The sequence below is a fragment of the Microbacterium testaceum genome (genome assembly GCF_029761935.1).
Taxonomy (GTDB): Bacteria; Actinomycetota; Actinomycetes; order Actinomycetales; family Microbacteriaceae; genus Microbacterium; species Microbacterium testaceum_A.
This window is the reverse complement of the sequence record NZ_CP121699.1, coordinates 1537778-1553928: the sequence shown is the minus strand read 5'-3', so window position 1 is coordinate 1553928 and position 16151 is coordinate 1537778. Positions and strand designations below refer to the sequence as shown.

Below are 16151 nucleotides of genomic sequence, written 5' to 3'. Positions count from 1 at the left end.
ACCTACCCGATTCGCTCTCGGCGGCCGAGGATGCCCTGCGGCCGGAAGAGGAGGATGACGATGAGCACGACGAGGGCGCCCACATACTTCATGTCGGAGGGGATCCACAGGGTGGACACCTCGACGAGGAGGCCGACCACGATCGAGCCGATGAGGGCTCCGAACGCGGTACCGAGTCCGCCGAGCACGACGGCGGCGAACATGAGAAGCAGGATGCCGGAACCCATGTCCCAGCGGATGCCGGGGCGGAAGTAGGCCCACAGCACGCCCGCGAGACCGGCCAGAGCCGACGACAGGATCCAGACCATGCGCACGACGTTGTCGACGTCGATGCCGCTCGCAGCGGCCAGCGACGGGTTGTCCGACACCGCGCGCGTGGCGCGCCCCAGTCGCGTGCGGGTGAGGAACCACGCGAACGCCGCGATGACGACGATCGAGATGCCCATGCTGGTCAGGTCGGTGACGCTGATGCGGATCGACCCGAGGCCCGGGATGATGTCGCTCGACGCCCCCGGGAGCTGCTGCGTGCCACCACCGATGAAGATCTGGAAGATGTAGCGCAGCGCGAGCGAGAGACCGATCGAGACGATCATGAGCTGGACGATGCCGAGGCCCTTGCGCCGGAGGGGCCGCCAGATCCCGGCATCCATCGCGAGTCCGAAGACCCCCGAGAGGATCACCGCGAGCGGGATGGCGATCCAGATCGACCACCCGGTGCCGGCGCTCAAGAAGAGGGCGGCGATGGCGCCGAAGGTCACCATCTCGCCGTGCGCGAAGTTCGACAGGCCCGTCGTGCCGAACACGAGGGAGAGGCCGATGGCGGCGAGGGCGAGCATGAGACCGAAGTTCAGGCCGTTCACCGTGCGAGAGAGCAGCTGGTCCATGAAGCCGACCGTCTGACGCTCTGCGGCGCCGAGGGTGAAGTTGCTCGAGACGGTGCTGGAGCTGCCGAACTGCACCTGCCGCTCGAACTCCTGCCCGTCGGGGACGCTGACTCCCGAGGGAAGCGAGTTGCGGTCGAGGTCGACCGTCCACGCCCCCTCTTTCGTGGGGACCTTGATCGTCGCGCGACCGCGCTCGTCCGTTGTGGCCTCGCCGGTGAAGGAACCGTCTGTGGCGGTCACCTTCGCTTGAGCGACGGGCTCACCTTCGGAGCGCACGTTCACCGTGATCGAATAGGGAAGATCCTCATCGTTGACGGCTGCCGTCGATGCCGGGGCGAACCCGAGCACCAGGGCGGCAGCGAAGAGTCCTGACAACAGCGTCAGGATCGAGCGTCGACGGCGAGGCATCCGTGGGGATGCTTGCCGAGTGGTCACGAAACCTCCTGGTCGTTCGACGACGTGGACCGTCGCCGCCCGGACACCGTAGTCCGGGAATATTGCCGCGTTGTTTCCATCGCAGCAGTCGATGCGAGAACGATACCTGGATGCGATGGATTCGCTGTGCGTTGCGCATTCCCGACGCCGTCGAGAATGCGCAACGGGGGTAGAGGGAAGAGCGCAGGGTGGGGTATACCGCGCGGGCGGGGAAGAAAAGACGCCCCTCCGGCGCTTACACTTTCAGGCGGAGCGCCTCGCACGCGCCCCAGCCGACGACGTCCCTTTTCGAGCAGGCGCCGCGCGCGCAGGAGGATTCATGGAGCAGCACGACCCGTTCGGATTCATCGGACTGACTTACGACGACGTGTTGCTGCTTCCCGGCCACACCGACGTCATCCCGAGCGAGGCCGACACGTCGTCGCGTCTGAGCCGCCGCATCACGGTGGCGACGCCCCTGCTCTCGAGCGCGATGGACACCGTCACCGAAGCGCGCATGGCGATCGCGATCGCGCGCCAGGGCGGTATCGGCATCGTGCACCGCAATCTCTCGATCGAGGATCAGGCCGGCATCGTCGACCAGGTCAAGCGCAGCGAGTCGGGCATGGTCTCGAACCCCATCACCACGAACCCGGATGCCACGGTGGCCGAGGTCGACGCGATGTGCGCGCAGTACCGCATCTCGGGTCTGCCGGTGGTCGACCCCGACGGGGTCCTCGTCGGCATCATCACCAACCGCGACATGCGCTTCGTCTCGGGCTTCGAGCGTCAGACCACCAAGGTCAAGGACGTCATGACCAAGGACGGTCTGATCACCGGGCACGTCGGCATCCACGCCAACGACGTCATCGCGACCTTCGCCAAGCACCGCGTCGAGAAGCTGCCGCTCGTCGACGACGACGGCAAGCTCGCCGGCCTCATCACCATCAAGGACTTCGACAAGAGCGAGAAGTACCCGCTCGCCACCAAGGACGAGCAGGGGCGCCTGCGCGTGGGCGCGGCGATCGGCTTCTTCGGTGACGCGTGGCAGCGTGCCGAGGCCCTGCGCGACGCGGGCGTCGACGTGCTCGTGGTCGACACCGCGAACGGCCAGTCGGCCGGCGTGATCGACATCGTTCGTCGCCTGAAGGCCGACCCCACCTTCGACCACGTCGACGTCATCGGCGGCAACGTCGCGACGCGTGAGGGCGCCCAGGCGCTCATCGATGCGGGGGTGGATGCCGTGAAGGTCGGCGTCGGACCGGGCTCCATCTGCACCACCCGCGTCGTCGCCGGCGTCGGTGTGCCGCAGGTCACCGCGATCTACGAAGCGGCGAAGGCGGCGATCCCCGCCGGCGTGCCCGTGATCGCCGACGGCGGCCTGCAGTACTCGGGCGACATCGCCAAGGCCCTCGTGGCGGGCGCCGACACCGTCATGCTCGGCTCGCTCCTCGCCGGAACCGACGAGTCGCCGGGTGAGATCGTCTTCCAGGGCGGCAAGCAGTTCAAGCAGTACCGCGGGATGGGCTCGCTCGGCGCTCTGCAGACGCGCGGCAAGAAGACCTCGTACTCGAAGGACCGCTACTTCCAGGCGGACGTCCCCAGTGACGACAAGCTGATCCCCGAGGGCATCGAGGGCCAGGTGCCCTACCGCGGCCCCGTGGCGGCCGTGGCCTACCAGCTCATCGGCGGGCTGCGTCAGTCGATGTTCTACGTCGGCGCTCGCACGGTCGAGGAGCTCAAGACCAAGGGCAAGTTCGTCCGCATCACCTCGGCGGGACTCAAGGAGTCGCACCCGCACGACGTGCAGATCGTCGTCGAGGCGCCGAACTACAAGAAGTAGGCGTTCTGCACGAACGGGCCGGGCAGGCGACTGCCCGGCCCGTCGTCGTTTCGCCGCGGCTCCTCGGCGGTAGCGCCCGAAGCGCGGGTGGTCGCTGGGGACACGGCATCCGGATGCCGATAAGCTGGTCGGCTCGCCAGCCGCGGGCCGACGTGGGACTGCCGTGGGCATCCGACGTCGCCTCCGCCGCCACGAGCGGCCGACCCGGAATTCGCCATGGAATACCTCGACCTCGCCGCCCTCTCGTTCACGCTGCCCGACGGCAGGCCCCTGCTCGACGAGGTGACGTTCCGCGTCGGCGAGGGGGTGACGACCGCTCTGGTCGGTCCCAACGGCGCGGGGAAGACGACGTTGCTGCGCATCATCCGCGGTGACGAGAAGGCGCACGGCGGTGTCGTGTCGATGGGCGGCTCGCTCGGAGTGATGGACCAGTTCGTCGGGCACGGGCGCGACGAAGAGAGCGTCCACGACCTCCTCGTGTCGGTATCGCCGACCCGCATCCGACGTGCGGCGATCGAGCTCGAGGCGTCCGAGAACGCCCTCATCGAGCGCGACGACCTCGACACCCAGCTGCGGTACGCCTCGGCGCTCGCCGACTACGCCGACGCGGGCGGCTACGAGCACGAGACGGTCTGGGACACCTGCACGACGGCCGCCCTCGGGCTGCCGTACGAGCGGGCGCGGTTCCGCGACCTGTCGACGCTGTCGGGCGGCGAGCAGAAGAGGCTCGCCCTCGAGGCCCTGCTGCGCGGACCCGACGACGTGCTCCTGCTCGACGAGCCCGACAACTACCTCGACGTGCCCGGCAAGCGCTGGCTCGAGGAGCAGCTGCGGGCGACGGCCAAGACCGTGCTGCTCGTCTCGCACGACCGCGAACTGCTCGCCCGCGCCGCCGACCGCATCGTCACCCTCGAGACGGGGGCCGCGGGGAGCACCGCCTGGGTGCACGGTGGGGGATTCAGTACGTACGGCGCCGCGCGGGAGGACCGCATGGCCCGCCTCGAGGAGCTGCGTCGCCGCTGGGATGAGGAGCACGAGAAGCTGCGCGCGCTGGTCGCCCGCATGAAGGTGGCCGCGGCCGCCAACGACGGCTTCGCCTCGCGCTACCAAGCGGCGGTGACGCGCCTGTCGAAGTTCGAGCAGGCAGGTCCCCCCGAGCAGCGCCCGCCCGAGCAGGATCTGCAGCTGCGCCTCCGCGGAGCGCGCACGGGCAAGCGCGCGGTGGTGACGGAGGGGCTCGAGCTGTCGGGGCTCATGAAGCCGTTCGACCTCGAGGTGTGGTTCGGCGATCGCGTCGCCGTGCTCGGCTCGAACGGGTCGGGCAAATCCCACTTCCTGCGTCTTCTCGCCGGCGGAGGCACCGACCCCGACGCGCGTCTCGGGCACGTCACCACCGTGGGCGCCGGGCTCGATCGGGTCGCCCACTCCGGTCGCGCCATCCTGGGCGCCCGGGTCGTCCCCGGGTGGTTCGCCCAGACGCATCGGCATCCGGAGTTCGTCGGGAGGACCCTCTTGGACCTGCTTCATCGCGGTGACGACAACCGGGCGGGGATGCCGAGGGATGCCGCGAGCTCGGCGCTCGATCGCTACGGCCTCATCGCGCAGGCCCAGCAGGCGTTCGACACGTTGAGCGGCGGGCAGCAGGCGCGGTTCCAGGTGCTGCTGCTGGAACTCTCGGGCACGACACTCCTGCTGCTCGACGAGCCGACGGACAACCTCGACCTCGCCTCGGCCGAGGCGCTGGAGGACGCGCTGTCGCGGTTCGAGGGCACCGTGCTGGCCGTCACGCACGACCGGTGGTTCGCGCGCTCGTTCGACCGGTTCGTCGTGTTCGGCTCGGACGGAGAGGTGTACGAGGCAGCGGAGCCCGTGTGGGACGAGAAACGGGTCGTGCGGGCCCGGTGACGAGAACCGCCCCGGCGTCGAACCGTTCGCCGACGGCGATGTCGGAGGGCGCGGGTAGGCTGGTCGAGTGACCATGGAGATCGATCTCGGCCGCGCCAAGCGCGCCCGCCGCGCGTACACCTTCGACGACATCGCCGTCGTGCCGTCGCGGCGCACGCGCAACCCCGAAGACGTCTCGACCGCGTGGACCATCGACGCGTTCCCGTTCGAGATCCCGGTGCTCGGTGCGCCCATGGACTCCGTGGTCAGCCCGCGCACCGCGATCGAGCTCGGGCGCCTGGGTGGGCTCGGCGTCCTCGACCTCGAGGGCCTGTGGACGCGCTACGACGACCCCGAGCCGCTGCTGGCCGAGATCGCGACGCTTCCCGAGGCCGACGCCACTCGCCGCATGCAGCAGCTGTACGCCGAGCCGATCAAGCCCGAGCTCGTGCGCGACCGCCTCGCCGAGGTGCGCGCCGCGGGCGTCACCGTCGCCGGTGCCCTCACCCCGCAGCGCACGAACGACCTGTACGAGACCGTCGTCGCCGCGGGCGTCGACCTCTTCGTCATCCGCGGGACCACCGTGTCGGCGGAGCACGTGTCGAAGGTGGCCGAGCCCCTCAACCTCAAGAAGTTCATCTACGACCTCGACGTCCCCGTCATCGTGGGCGGCGCCGCCACCTACACGGCGGCTCTCCACCTCATGCGCACCGGTGCCGCGGGCGTGCTGGTCGGCTTCGGCGGCGGCGCCGCTTCGACGACGCGCGCAACGCTCGGGCTGCACGCGCCCATGGCCACGGCCGTGGCCGACGTTGCCGGGGCCCGACGCGACTACCTCGACGAGTCGGGCGGACGTTACGTGCACGTCATCGCCGACGGCGGCGTGGGCACCTCGGGTGACATCGTGAAGGCCCTCGCCATGGGCGCCGACGCCGTCATGCTGGGTGTCGCGCTCGCCCGCGCCACCGACGCCCCCGGGCGCGGGTATCACTGGGGTCCTGAGGCGCACCACCCCGAGCTTCCCCGCGGACGCCGGGTCGAGGTCGACCGCGTGGGTCCTCTCGAGCAGGTCCTCTACGGCCCCGCCCCCGTCGCCGACGGCACCGCCAACCTCATCGGTGCGCTCAAGAAGTCGATGGCCACTACGGGCTACTCCGACCTCAAGGAGTTCCAGCGCGTCGAGGTCGTCGTCGCCCCCTACGGGCACTGATCACGAAAGCCCCATGACCTCCACCCCCACGACCGAGCCGGCACCGCCGCAGATCTTCCCGCCGACGCTACGGGAGGTCATGCTGCGGCCGCGCTGGATCGCGCTCCTGGCGTTCTCTCTGGTCGTCGCGGGTGTGCTCGCCTGGCTCGGGCAGTGGCAGCTCGGACGCGCGGTCGACACCTCTCCTCCCGAGCCGGGGCTGACCGAGGTCGTGCAACCTCTCGCCGACGTTGTGAAGCCGGGCGATTACCTGCCGGAACCTCTCGTCGGTCAGCGGGTCGAGACGAGTGGCACGTGGGTGGCATCCGATTTCATCGTCGTCTCGTCGCGCTTCAACAACGACGTGCAGGGCTACTGGGTGACCGGTCAGCTGCGCGTCTCGGGAACGACCATACCGACGTCGATCGCCGTCGCGACCGGATGGACGAGCAGCCTCGACCAGGCCGACGCCGCCGCCGACGAGCTGCGCGCCCAGGCCGAAGCGGACCCGACAGCGGTCGTGGACGTGACGGGACGACTCATCTCCGACGAAGGGGCGTCGATACCGCCGGCGAATGCCGACCCCCTCACGCTCGTGAAGATGTCGCCCGCCATGCTGCTGGGCCGATGGCACGACACCCAGAACCTCGACGTCTACCGCCAGTACATCGCCTCGCAGACGGCGATCGGCCCCCTCGACGCCATCGCCTCCCCGGCGCCCGACGAACGCTCGCGGGTCAACTGGCTGAACATCTTCTACGCCGCCGAGTGGGCCATCTTCGCCGGCTTCGCGCTGTACCTCTGGTACCGCCTCGCGCGCGACGCGTGGGAGAAAGAAGTCGAGGATCTCGAGGACGAACAGGCCGAGCCCGTCGCGGAAAGCTCCGCGTCGAGCAGTCCGGCGGGAGCCGCGGGATCCCGCGACTAGACTGGCCTCCATGCCCCGCGCCCCCAAGCTCGCCTCGTTCCCGGCGATCCGCGGAGCCCTGAAGTTCTACCAGATCTGCTCGATCATCACGGGTGTCGGCCTGCTTCTGCTGGTCGCCGAGATGATCCTGAAGTACACGCCCATTCACGTGGAGCTGTTCCTCGGCGGATCCGGTGGCTTGCTGTGGTTCGCGGATGCCGTGCCCGGCCCCGACTGCCAGTGGTTCTCGCTCTTCGTTCCGGGCGGCAACGGGTGTTCGATCCTGTCGACCGGCGACGGTGTGAACATCTCGCTGGCGATCCTGGTGGTCCACGGCTGGTTCTACGTCGTCTACCTCATCTCGTGCTTCCGCGTGTGGAGCCTCATGCGGTGGCCGTTCCGTCGGTTCGTCTTCCTCGCCCTCGGTGGCGTGGTGCCGTTCCTCTCCTTCATCCTCGAGGTGCGCACCGCCCGTCGCGTGCGCGCCTACCTCGCCGAGCGTGAGGCCGCGAAGGCCTCCGCTCCCGTTCCCGCCCCGGAAGGCAACCGGTGACCGAACAGACCGAAACGTCCCAGCGCCCCGTCCTCGTCGTCGACTTCGGCGCCCAGTACGCCCAGCTGATCGCGCGCCGCGTGCGCGAGGCCGGCGTGTACAGCGAGATCGTCCCGCACACCGCATCGGCGGAAGAGATCGCGGCGAAGAACCCCGTGGGCATCATCCTGTCGGGTGGCCCCTCGTCGGTGTACGAAGAGGGAGCCCCGAGCCTCGACTCCGGCGTCTTCGACCTCGACGTCCCGACCCTCGGCATCTGCTACGGCTTCCAGGTCATGGCGAAAGCACTCGGCGGAGAGGTGGCGAACACGGGCCTCCGCGAGTACGGAGCGACGGATGCCACGGTCGTCACCGAGGGCACGCTGCTCGAGGGGCAGCCCGCCGAGCAGAACGTGTGGATGAGCCACGGCGACCAGGTCTCGCGCGCCCCCGAGGGCTTCGAGGTCCTCGCCCGTACGGCGCACACCCCCGTCGCCGCGTTCGCGAACGACGCGCGCCGGATGTACGGCGTGCAGTGGCACCCCGAGGTCAAGCACTCCGACCACGGTCAGCACGTGCTCGAGAACTTCCTCCACAAGGCTGCAGGACTCCCGGCCGACTGGAACAGCGGAAACGTCATCGCCGAGCAGGTGGAGCGCATCCGCCAGCAGGTCGGTAGCAGCCGCGTCATCTCGGCGCTGTCCGGCGGCGTCGACTCCGCCGTGTCGACCGCTCTCGTCCACGAGGCCGTCGGCGACCAGCTCATCGCCGTGTTCGTCGACCACGGGCTGCTCCGCCAGGGCGAGCGCGAACAGGTCGAGAACGACTACGTCGCCTCGACGGGCGTGAAGCTCATCACCGTCGACGCGCGAGAGACGTTCTTGAACGCCCTCGCCGGTGTCAGCGACCCCGAGCAGAAGCGAAAGATCATCGGCCGCGAGTTCATCCGCGCGTTCGAGAAGGTGCAGGCCGACCTCGTCGCCGAGGCGAAGGCCGAGGGCGAGCAGGTGCGCTTCCTCGTGCAGGGAACCCTCTACCCCGACGTCGTCGAATCGGGCGGCGGAGCCGGTACCGCCAACATCAAGAGCCACCACAACGTCGGTGGCCTGCCCGAAGACCTGCAGTTCGAGCTCGTCGAGCCGCTGCGCACCCTCTTCAAGGACGAGGTGCGCGCCATCGGACGCGAACTCGGACTGCCCGAAGCGATCGTCGGCCGCCAGCCCTTTCCGGGGCCCGGCCTTGGCATCCGCATCGTGGGTGAGGTCACCGCTGACCGTCTCGAGATCCTGCGTGAGGCCGACGCCATCGCGCGCGCCGAGCTGACCAAGGCAGGCCTCGACAACGAGATCTGGCAGTGCCCCGTCGTGCTGCTCGCCGACGTGCGCTCGGTCGGCGTGCAGGGCGACGGCCGCACCTACGGCCACCCCATCGTGCTGCGCCCCGTCTCGAGCGAAGACGCGATGACCGCCGACTGGACGCGCCTGCCCTACGACGTGCTGTCGAAGATCTCGAACCGCATCACCAACGAGGTACGCGACGTCAACCGCGTGGTTCTCGACGTGACGTCGAAGCCGCCGGGGACGATCGAGTGGGAGTGAGCATCTAGCCTGCTCCCGCGCCGACGTCGTCGGCCGGCTCCGGGGCACCGCCTTCGGGTCGAGAGCGGGGCCCTACCCCGATCGACCCGAAGACGGTGCCCCTTCGCCGTCCGGCGCCGGCGGCGCTCTGTCTGGACGCGGAGGTAGGGGGAGGGCCCCTACCCCGACCGACTCAGGAGGGCGTGCCACTTCGCGTCGCGTGCGCGGCGAGTCCCGCGCCGCCTGCCCGGGCTGTGGGGATTGGGGCGGGATTTCTCGTTCGGCGCGAGAGAAATACGCCCCGAATGACGGGATACGCCCCACACCACGTTCACAGGTGGCCCCGGGGCTTCGTCTGGCGCCCCGGGGCCACGCTCGGCGCCCCGGCGATGTCGGCAACTGCATGGGCGGCGCCCCGGGGGCCACCGCCCGCGACCCGATGCGCACGTCGGGGCGACCGCGGCTCCGGCATGCCGCGGGGCGCGCGGCGGGTGGGGGAGGATGGGGGCGTGACTTCCGGTGACTTCCCCGACGCGTGGTACCTCATCCTGTCGAGTCGGCTGATCCCCGACCTCGACGGCGGATACACGATCGCCACGCTCGCGCGGGCGCGACAGATGGCGGATGCCGGTGCGGAACCGCTGCTGCTGACCGTCGACCCCGGGGACGCCGACGCCCACTCCGCGCAGCGCGCGACCTTCGTCGAGCGGGGGGCGGCCTCGGCATCCGGGATCTTCCGCAACCTGTTCGACGAGGCCGTCGACGCCGACGGGGGAGCCGCGGGATGGCTGCGCGAAGCGGCGCACGCGGGCGATGCCGATCCGATGCTCGAGTACCGGAGCGTGGCCGGGGGAGCGGTCGAGCTGCCCGTGGTCATCGACCCCGACTGGCACCTCACGACCGCGCCGATCGTGATCCGGGATGCCGCGGGCGAAGCCGCCGGCGTGATCGACGGATTCGGGGCGCTGTACCGCGCGTGGCTGACCTCCCTGGCCGATCGGCTCCGCGCCGAGAACGACCGGCCCATCGTCGTCATCTGCGAGTCCAGGCAGCTCGGCGAACTCCTCGCGGGCTGGGGCGACGACGCTGTGCGGATCGTGCACACCGTGCACACGATCCACCTCGAGCCGCCGTTCCAGGCCGACTCCGAGCTGAACCCCCTGTGGACGCGGTGGTTCGACATCGCGCCGCGGTTCGACGCCGTGCTGTGGCCGACCGCGTACCAACGCGATGACGTGCGGGCGCGCTTCGGCACTGCCCCGAACGACGTGGTCGCACCGCACGGCGTGGAGGCTCCGGATGCCGGGGTGCCGGCGTCGCAGCGCGAGAGTGGCCTCGTCGTCGTGCTGGGGCGGCTCGCCCCCGGCAAGCGGCTCGACCGGGCGATCGAGGCCTTCGCGCGCGTTCTCGCCGACGTGCCGGACGCCCGACTCGAGCTCTGGGGCGAGGGGGCGCAGCGCGGGGCGCTCGAGGCCCTCGTCGCCGAGCGCGGACTCGAGCACGCCGTCTCGCTGCCCGGGCTCACCACCGAGCCGGGTGCCGTGCTCGACCGTGCGGCGGTGTACCTCACGACGTCCGCCTTCGAGGGGCAGGGGCTCGCCCTCGCCGAAGCGCTCGCGCACGGCACGCCGGTGGTGGCGTGGGACATCCGGTACGGCCCGCGCGACATGCTGGGGGACGGTGGCGGCATCCTGGTTCCGGACGGCGATGACGACGCCCTGGTCGACGCGCTGCGGCGGGTGCTCACGGACGAGGCGCTGCGCGAGAGTCTCGCGGCCGAGGCGCGGCAGGCGGCGGAGGCCGTGAGCCCGGCGCGCGCGATGCGCACGCAGGCCGCGGTCGCACGCGAGGTGCTGGGCAGGCCGCGCCGGCGCTGACGCCGGGCACCCGCGACAGCCGCGCGATCTTGCGCACCGCGTTGCCGCATCGGCCGGAGAGCCGCGGTACGCCGGGCAGCACCCAGCCGGCACCTAGGCCCCCGACACGATCGATGAGGCAAGCGCCTCCACCGGGCCGTCGATGAAGGGCGGCGCGTCCGCTCCGACCGACATGGTCCGCGCCGGCTCAGCCGCGCGCGACCTTTCGCACCGCATCCGCCGCATCCGCCGGAGAACCACGGAACGCCGGGCCGTGTCCGGGCAGCACCCAGTCGGCATCCACTCCCGCGATGCGATCGAGCGAGGCGAGCGCCTCGGCCGGGTCGTCGGTGAAGGGCGCGGGTCCGGGTCCGGTGCGACCGGTGAGAACGTGGCGCGTCGTAAGGGCGTCGCCGACGAACACGGCGCGCACTGCGGGGGAGAAGACCGCGACGCTGCCGGGGGAGTGGCCGGGCATGCCGACGATGCGGGGGCTCCCGGGCAGGTCGAGGGTCTCGCCGTCGGCGACCTCTCGCACCTCGGTCAGCCACTGCGGGCGCATGCCCTTGCGGATGCCGAAGGCGGCGAAGCGCAGCAGTGGGCCGAGGCGGAACGGGCCCATCGCGCTCTTCGGCTTGTCGCCCCCGCGGGCGCGATCGGCGTCGGCCGCGTGCACGAAGACGGGCACGCCGCGCTCGCGGCGGAGGCGCTCGGCGAAGCCCACGTGGTCGCTGTCTCCGTGGGTGAGGATGACGCCGCGGATGTCGTCGAGCGACCGGCCGGTGGCGTCCACCTCCGCGCGAAGGTCGGCGTACATGCCGGGGAGGCCGGCATCGACGAGGGTGATGCCCTCGGTTGTGACGATGAGGTACGAGGCGACGATGTCGTTGCCGATGCGGTGGAGCGATGGCGCGAGTCTCATGGGAGCCTTCCTGGATGGCTATGGGTGTTAGCCATGATAGCTTATAGTCGTAGCCATGAGGAGGGGACGTGCCCACACCGGAGAGAACGTCGCTCGACGAGATCGTCGAGGCGGCGGCGCGCCTGCTCGAAGAGGGCGGACCCGGCGCCGTGACGATGCAGGCCGTCGCCCAGGCGGTCGGCGTCAAGGCTCCGTCGCTGTACAAGAGGGTGCGCGACCGCGAGGCCCTGCTCGGGCTCGTCGGGGCGGCCGCGGCCGACGACCTGACGTCGCGGCTCGAGAGGGCATCCGACGACCTCGACGGCCTGTTGGTCGCCTTCCGTGCGTTCGGGCACGACCGGCCCGAGGCGTTCCGTCTGCTGTTCACGACGGTGGTGGATGCCGACCGCCTCGCCGCCACGAGCGCTCCGGTGCTGCGGGCGACGACCGTCGCCGTGGGCGAGGCTCATGCGCTCGAAGCGGCGAGGCTGCTGACGGCGTGGGCCACCGGGTTCGTCACCATGGAGCTCGCGGGGGCCTTCCGCCTCGGCGGCGACATCGACGAGGCGTACCGATACGGCCGGCGCCACCTGGTCGCCTCACTCACGCCGGATCAAGGGGCGGAGCGGCCGGCCCAGGGATCGTAGTCGGCGATCAGATCCTCTTGCGCCGGGCGCTCGGCATCCGGAACGTGCTGGAGGTTCACGCGAACGCGGTACCAGAGCGAGCTCGACCCGCGCATGCCGTCGACGAGGACATCGGCGGGGTGAAGCTGCGATGTCGCTTCCGGATGCCGCTGCTTCCACGTCTCGAGAGCGTCGAGGGCCTCGGGCTTGGTCTTGGTGCGCGCGACCTCGACGAGCGGCATCGTCGAGGCGCGGCGTCCGGAACCGTCGGATTCCCGCGGAGGCTTCTCGGCGGGGCCGAGCTGTTTCGCCAGGGACAAAAGGGCGTCGAGAGACCCCGCGGCGTCGTCGATGCCCGCGTGCGGGTCTCCGATGCTGCGGAACCGGTCGGGCACCGTGAGCACGGTGAACTCCTCGGGGCGACGGTCGCGGACCTCGTCCCATGTGAGGGGAGTCGAGACGCGGGCATCGGGCAGCGCGCGGATCGAGTACGCCGAGGCGACCGTGCGGTCCTTGGCGTTCTGATTGAAGTCCACGAACACGCTCTCGCCGCGCTCCTCCTTCCACCAGCGGGCGGTCGCGAGTCCCGGCGCGCGGTTCTCGACCTCGCGCGCGAGCGTTTCGGCGGCGAGACGGACGCCGGTGTAGTCCCACTCGGGGCGGATGCGCACGAGGATGTGGAGGCCGCGCGAGCCCGAGGTCTTGGGCCAACCGACGAGACCGTGGTCTTCGAGCGCATCGCGGGCAATGAACGCGACATCGACGATCTGCGACCAATCCACGCCGGGCATCGGGTCGAGGTCGACCCGCAGCTCGTCGGGGTGATCGAGGTCTTCGGCACGGACGGGATGCGGGTTCAGGTCGAGGCAGCCGAGGTTGACGACCCAGGCCAGGCCCGCGGCATCCCGGATCACCGTCTCTTCGGCGGAGGTGCCCGAGGCGTAGCGCAGGGTCGCGGTGTCGATGAAGTCGGGGTGGTTCTCGGGAACGCGCTTCTGGAAGAACGGCTCCTGGTCGAGACCCTTCGAGAAGCGTTTGAGCACCATCGGTCGACCGCCCGCTCCGCGAAGGGCGCCCTCGGCGACCGAGAGGTAGTACCGCACGAGGTCGAGCTTGGTCAGACCCGGCCCGGGGAAGACGACGCGATCGGGGCTCGTGACGCGTACCTCGTGGCCGTCGACATCGAGGATCTCGGGCGGCGTCTTCGCGGGACTCATGGCGCGAGGCTAGCGCCGCGGCATCCGGGGTTCGCACCCCTTGCGGCGGGGTGCGGGGGTGTGGCGCGCCGTTGCGTGTCCCAGAAACCCGGACGAGATCGCGGTGATATCCGGGTGTTGTGGACACTCAACAGGGGAGGGCAACGCGTGGGGCGGGGGCTTCGCCCGGGCCGACGCGCGCGGGCCGCGCACGACGAAGGGCCGCCCCGAGACGGGACGGCCCCTCGTGTGAAGCGAGTGCGTCAGTTGTTGCCGCGCAGGATCGCGATCATGCGCAGGATCTCGACGTACAGCCACACGACGGTGACCATGATGCCGAAGGCGCCAACCCAGCCGTAGACCCGGGCAGCGCCGTTGCGGACGCCGCGCTGGATCTGGTCGAAGTCGAGCACCAGCGAGTACGCGGCCATGATGACCACGAAGACGCCGATGATCAGGCCGAGCGGGATGCCCGCAACCTTCATGCTGTAAAGGCCGAAGGCGCCGCCAGCGATCGGGGCGTTGAAGAGCATCAGTCCCACGTTGAGGAGGGCGAACACCAGATAGCCGACCATCGCGATCATGAAGATCTTGGTGGCGCGGGCCGAGGCGCGGATCTTGCCGCTCGCGAACAGGGCGAGGGTCACGCCGACCACGGAGAGCGTGGCGAGAGTGGCCTGGAGGACGATGCCCGGGAAGATGAACTCGAAGTAAGCCGAGATGCCACCGACGAACAGGCCCTCGAACGCCGCGTAGGCGATGAAGACGGGGACGGAGGGCTTCTTCTTGAAGGTCGCGACCATGGCCAGCACGAAGCCGACCAGCGCACCGATGATCATCGGGGCCGCGCTCGGGTTCGGGTTGGCGACGCTGACGCCGGCCATCGACCAGATCCAGCCGACGACGGCGGTCACGACGAGGATGCCGAACAGCGCGAGGGTCTTCATGACGGTGTCTTCGACCGTCATGCGACCGGTCTCGACGGCGCTCGCCGACGGGGCGGCGTACGCGCCTTCGATCGAGGCGGCGGCGGCGGGATCGACGGCCGGGGGCGGGCTGTAGCGCGTGTTAGCGCCACCGGCTCGAGGGTCCTGGAACGCCGGGTTGTTGAATGCCGGGTTGTTGAGGGCCACGGGAACTCACACTCCAAAGATGGTGATCACAGCACCGTGCTGTCAGACAACACTAGCCGAGCGGGGCGGTGGATTCCTTGTGCTGACTGGGATTCTGCTCTGAGCGCACTCGCTGTTCACCCCGTGCCGTTAGCGTGTCGAGGTGCCTCTCGTCATCGGTCATCGCGGTGCGCCCGGGTACCTGCCCGAGCACTCCCGCAGCTCGTATCTGCGGGCGATCGCGGAGGGGGTGGATGCCGTCGAGCCCGACGTCGTCCCCTCGAAGGACGGCGTGCTGGTCGTGCGGCACGAGAACGAGATCTCCGGCACCACGGACGTGTCGACGCGACCGGAGTTCGCGGGGCGACGAACCTCGAAGGTCGTCGACGGCGAGCACCTGACCGGCTGGTTCGTCGAGGACTTCACGTGGGATGAGCTGCGGACGCTGCAGTGCCGCGAGCGGATCCCCGCCCTCCGCCCCGACAGCGCGGCGCACGACGACTCCGAACCCGTGCTGCGCCTTCGCGACGTCCTCGACCTCGCCCGGCAGGGCGGGGTGGCTGTGGTGCTCGAGATCAAGCACGCGGCATCGTTCGCCCGACTCGGGTTCGACCTGGCCGAGCTCGTCGACGCCGAGCTGCGCGCCGCGGGATGGCGGGATGCCGAGGACGCGCTCGTCATCGAGTCGTTCGAGCCCCTGGTCCTGGCGCGGCTGCGAGAGCGCGGCATCCGGGTTCCGCTCGTGCAACTCATTGAAGCGGAGGGGACGCCGTGGGATCTGCGGGAGCGGGACGGGGCGGACGCCGCCTCGTACGCCTCGATGCGGACCGCGGCGGGTCTCCAGGCCCTCGCCGGCGAGGTGCAGGGCATCAGCCCGGACAAGCGCTCGGTGCTCGCGCTCGACGAGCGCGGCGTCGCGCGGGGGTCGGCGCGGTTCGTGCGCGAGGCGCAGGATCGGGGCCTGCGGGTGTTCACCTGGACGTGCCGACCCGAGAACGCCTTCCTGCTACCCGCCTTTCGCGGGCCGGGCGGTGAGGGGGCGCTCGGCGACTGGCGAGGCGAGTGGGCCGTGCTGCGCGATGCCGAGCTCGACGGGGTGTTCGTCGATCATCCCGATCTGGGGGTGGGGTTCTTCGGGACGGCGCGAAACTCCTGAGTCCCGACCCACGTGCCGGGCGTTGCAGCTCCTGGACCGCGTCGAGGCGACGATCCTCAGGAGTTCCGGCTCGC

General features: G+C 70.3%; 13 protein-coding genes. 9 read left to right on the top strand and 4 right to left on the bottom strand.

The annotated features are described in order from the left end of the window. Positions 1-2: 2 nt before the first annotated feature. Positions 3-1292: an ABC transporter permease subunit gene (locus QBE02_RS07545; RefSeq protein WP_279367758.1), complete on the bottom strand. Its 1290-nt coding sequence runs from the start codon at positions 1290-1292 to the stop codon at positions 3-5. Between the two features lie 346 nt (positions 1293-1638). On the opposite strand from QBE02_RS07545, the gene guaB reads away from it, so the two are divergent. The 7 genes from guaB to QBE02_RS07510 all read left to right on the top strand — a co-directional run bounded on the left by guaB (position 1639) and on the right by QBE02_RS07510 (position 11107). Continuing rightward, complete coding sequence (gene guaB, locus QBE02_RS07540) at positions 1639-3141, top strand: IMP dehydrogenase (protein ID WP_056226477.1); 1503 nt, start codon at positions 1639-1641, stop codon at positions 3139-3141. Positions 3142-3357: 216 nt separating this feature from the next. Beyond that, a complete protein-coding gene (locus QBE02_RS07535; RefSeq protein ID WP_279367757.1) occupies positions 3358-5046 on the top strand; it encodes an ABC-F family ATP-binding cassette domain-containing protein in 1689 nt (562 codons plus the stop codon). Positions 5047-5119: 73 nt separating this feature from the next. Continuing rightward, a complete protein-coding gene (locus QBE02_RS07530; RefSeq protein WP_141375816.1) occupies positions 5120-6235 on the top strand; it encodes a GuaB3 family IMP dehydrogenase-related protein in 1116 nt (371 codons plus the stop codon). A 13-nt stretch (positions 6236-6248) separates the two neighbouring features. Then, positions 6249-7142, top strand: a complete 894-nt coding sequence (locus tag QBE02_RS07525; protein WP_279367756.1) for an SURF1 family protein — start codon at positions 6249-6251, stop codon at positions 7140-7142. Between the two features lie 10 nt (positions 7143-7152). After that, positions 7153-7674, top strand: a complete 522-nt coding sequence (locus tag QBE02_RS07520; RefSeq protein WP_279367755.1) for a DUF3817 domain-containing protein — start codon at positions 7153-7155, stop codon at positions 7672-7674. Continuing rightward, positions 7671-9251 carry a glutamine-hydrolyzing GMP synthase gene (gene guaA / locus QBE02_RS07515; RefSeq protein WP_056226495.1) on the top strand — a complete coding sequence of 527 codons (1581 nt, stop codon included), beginning with the start codon at positions 7671-7673 and terminating at the stop codon, positions 9249-9251. The genes QBE02_RS07520 and guaA overlap by 4 nt, the downstream gene beginning before the upstream one ends. Positions 9252-9739: 488 nt before the next feature. Further along, positions 9740-11107 carry a glycosyltransferase gene (locus tag QBE02_RS07510; protein WP_279367754.1) on the top strand — a complete coding sequence of 456 codons (1368 nt, stop codon included), beginning with the start codon at positions 9740-9742 and terminating at the stop codon, positions 11105-11107. Positions 11108-11294: 187 nt separating this feature from the next. On the opposite strand, the gene QBE02_RS07505 is transcribed toward QBE02_RS07510, so the two are convergent. Beyond that, a complete protein-coding gene (locus QBE02_RS07505; RefSeq protein WP_279367753.1) occupies positions 11295-12008 on the bottom strand; it encodes an MBL fold metallo-hydrolase in 714 nt (237 codons plus the stop codon). 68 nt (positions 12009-12076) lie between these two features. Here QBE02_RS07505 and QBE02_RS07500 point away from each other — a divergent pair, with 68 nt between their 5' ends. Beyond that, positions 12077-12634: a TetR/AcrR family transcriptional regulator gene (locus QBE02_RS07500; RefSeq protein WP_279367752.1), complete on the top strand. Its 558-nt coding sequence runs from the start codon at positions 12077-12079 to the stop codon at positions 12632-12634. Here QBE02_RS07500 and ligD read toward each other — a convergent pair. Both ligD and QBE02_RS07490 read right to left on the bottom strand, forming a co-directional pair. After that, positions 12601-13830: a non-homologous end-joining DNA ligase gene (gene ligD / locus QBE02_RS07495; RefSeq protein WP_279367751.1), complete on the bottom strand. Its 1230-nt coding sequence runs from the start codon at positions 13828-13830 to the stop codon at positions 12601-12603. The genes QBE02_RS07500 and ligD overlap by 34 nt on opposite strands. A 242-nt stretch (positions 13831-14072) precedes the next feature. Next, positions 14073-14942: a Bax inhibitor-1/YccA family protein gene (locus tag QBE02_RS07490; protein WP_279367750.1), complete on the bottom strand. Its 870-nt coding sequence runs from the start codon at positions 14940-14942 to the stop codon at positions 14073-14075. Between the two features lie 142 nt (positions 14943-15084). On the opposite strand from QBE02_RS07490, the gene QBE02_RS07485 reads away from it, so the two are divergent. Next, the gene (locus QBE02_RS07485; protein WP_279367749.1) at positions 15085-16077 is read left to right on the top strand and encodes a glycerophosphodiester phosphodiesterase family protein; all 993 of its coding nucleotides are present in this window, start codon (positions 15085-15087) and stop codon (positions 16075-16077) included. Positions 16078-16151 lie beyond the last annotated feature (74 nt).

Excerpts from the sequence above, each read along its gene's own strand:
- guaB (WP_056226477.1), top strand. The coding sequence starts at position 1,639 with ATGGAGCAGCACGACCCGTTCGGATTCATCGGACTGACTTACGACGAC.
- QBE02_RS07545 (WP_279367758.1), bottom strand. The coding sequence starts at position 1,292 with ATGCCTCGCCGTCGACGCTCGATCCTGACGCTGTTGTCAGGACTCTTC.
- QBE02_RS07535 (WP_279367757.1), top strand. The coding sequence starts at position 3,358 with ATGGAATACCTCGACCTCGCCGCCCTCTCGTTCACGCTGCCCGACGGC.
- QBE02_RS07505 (WP_279367753.1), bottom strand. The coding sequence starts at position 12,008 with ATGAGACTCGCGCCATCGCTCCACCGCATCGGCAACGACATCGTCGCC.
- QBE02_RS07525 (WP_279367756.1), top strand. The coding sequence starts at position 6,249 with ATGACCTCCACCCCCACGACCGAGCCGGCACCGCCGCAGATCTTCCCG.
- QBE02_RS07530 (WP_141375816.1), top strand. The coding sequence starts at position 5,120 with ATGGAGATCGATCTCGGCCGCGCCAAGCGCGCCCGCCGCGCGTACACC.
- ligD (WP_279367751.1), bottom strand. The coding sequence starts at position 13,830 with ATGAGTCCCGCGAAGACGCCGCCCGAGATCCTCGATGTCGACGGCCAC.
- QBE02_RS07520 (WP_279367755.1), top strand. The coding sequence starts at position 7,153 with ATGCCCCGCGCCCCCAAGCTCGCCTCGTTCCCGGCGATCCGCGGAGCC.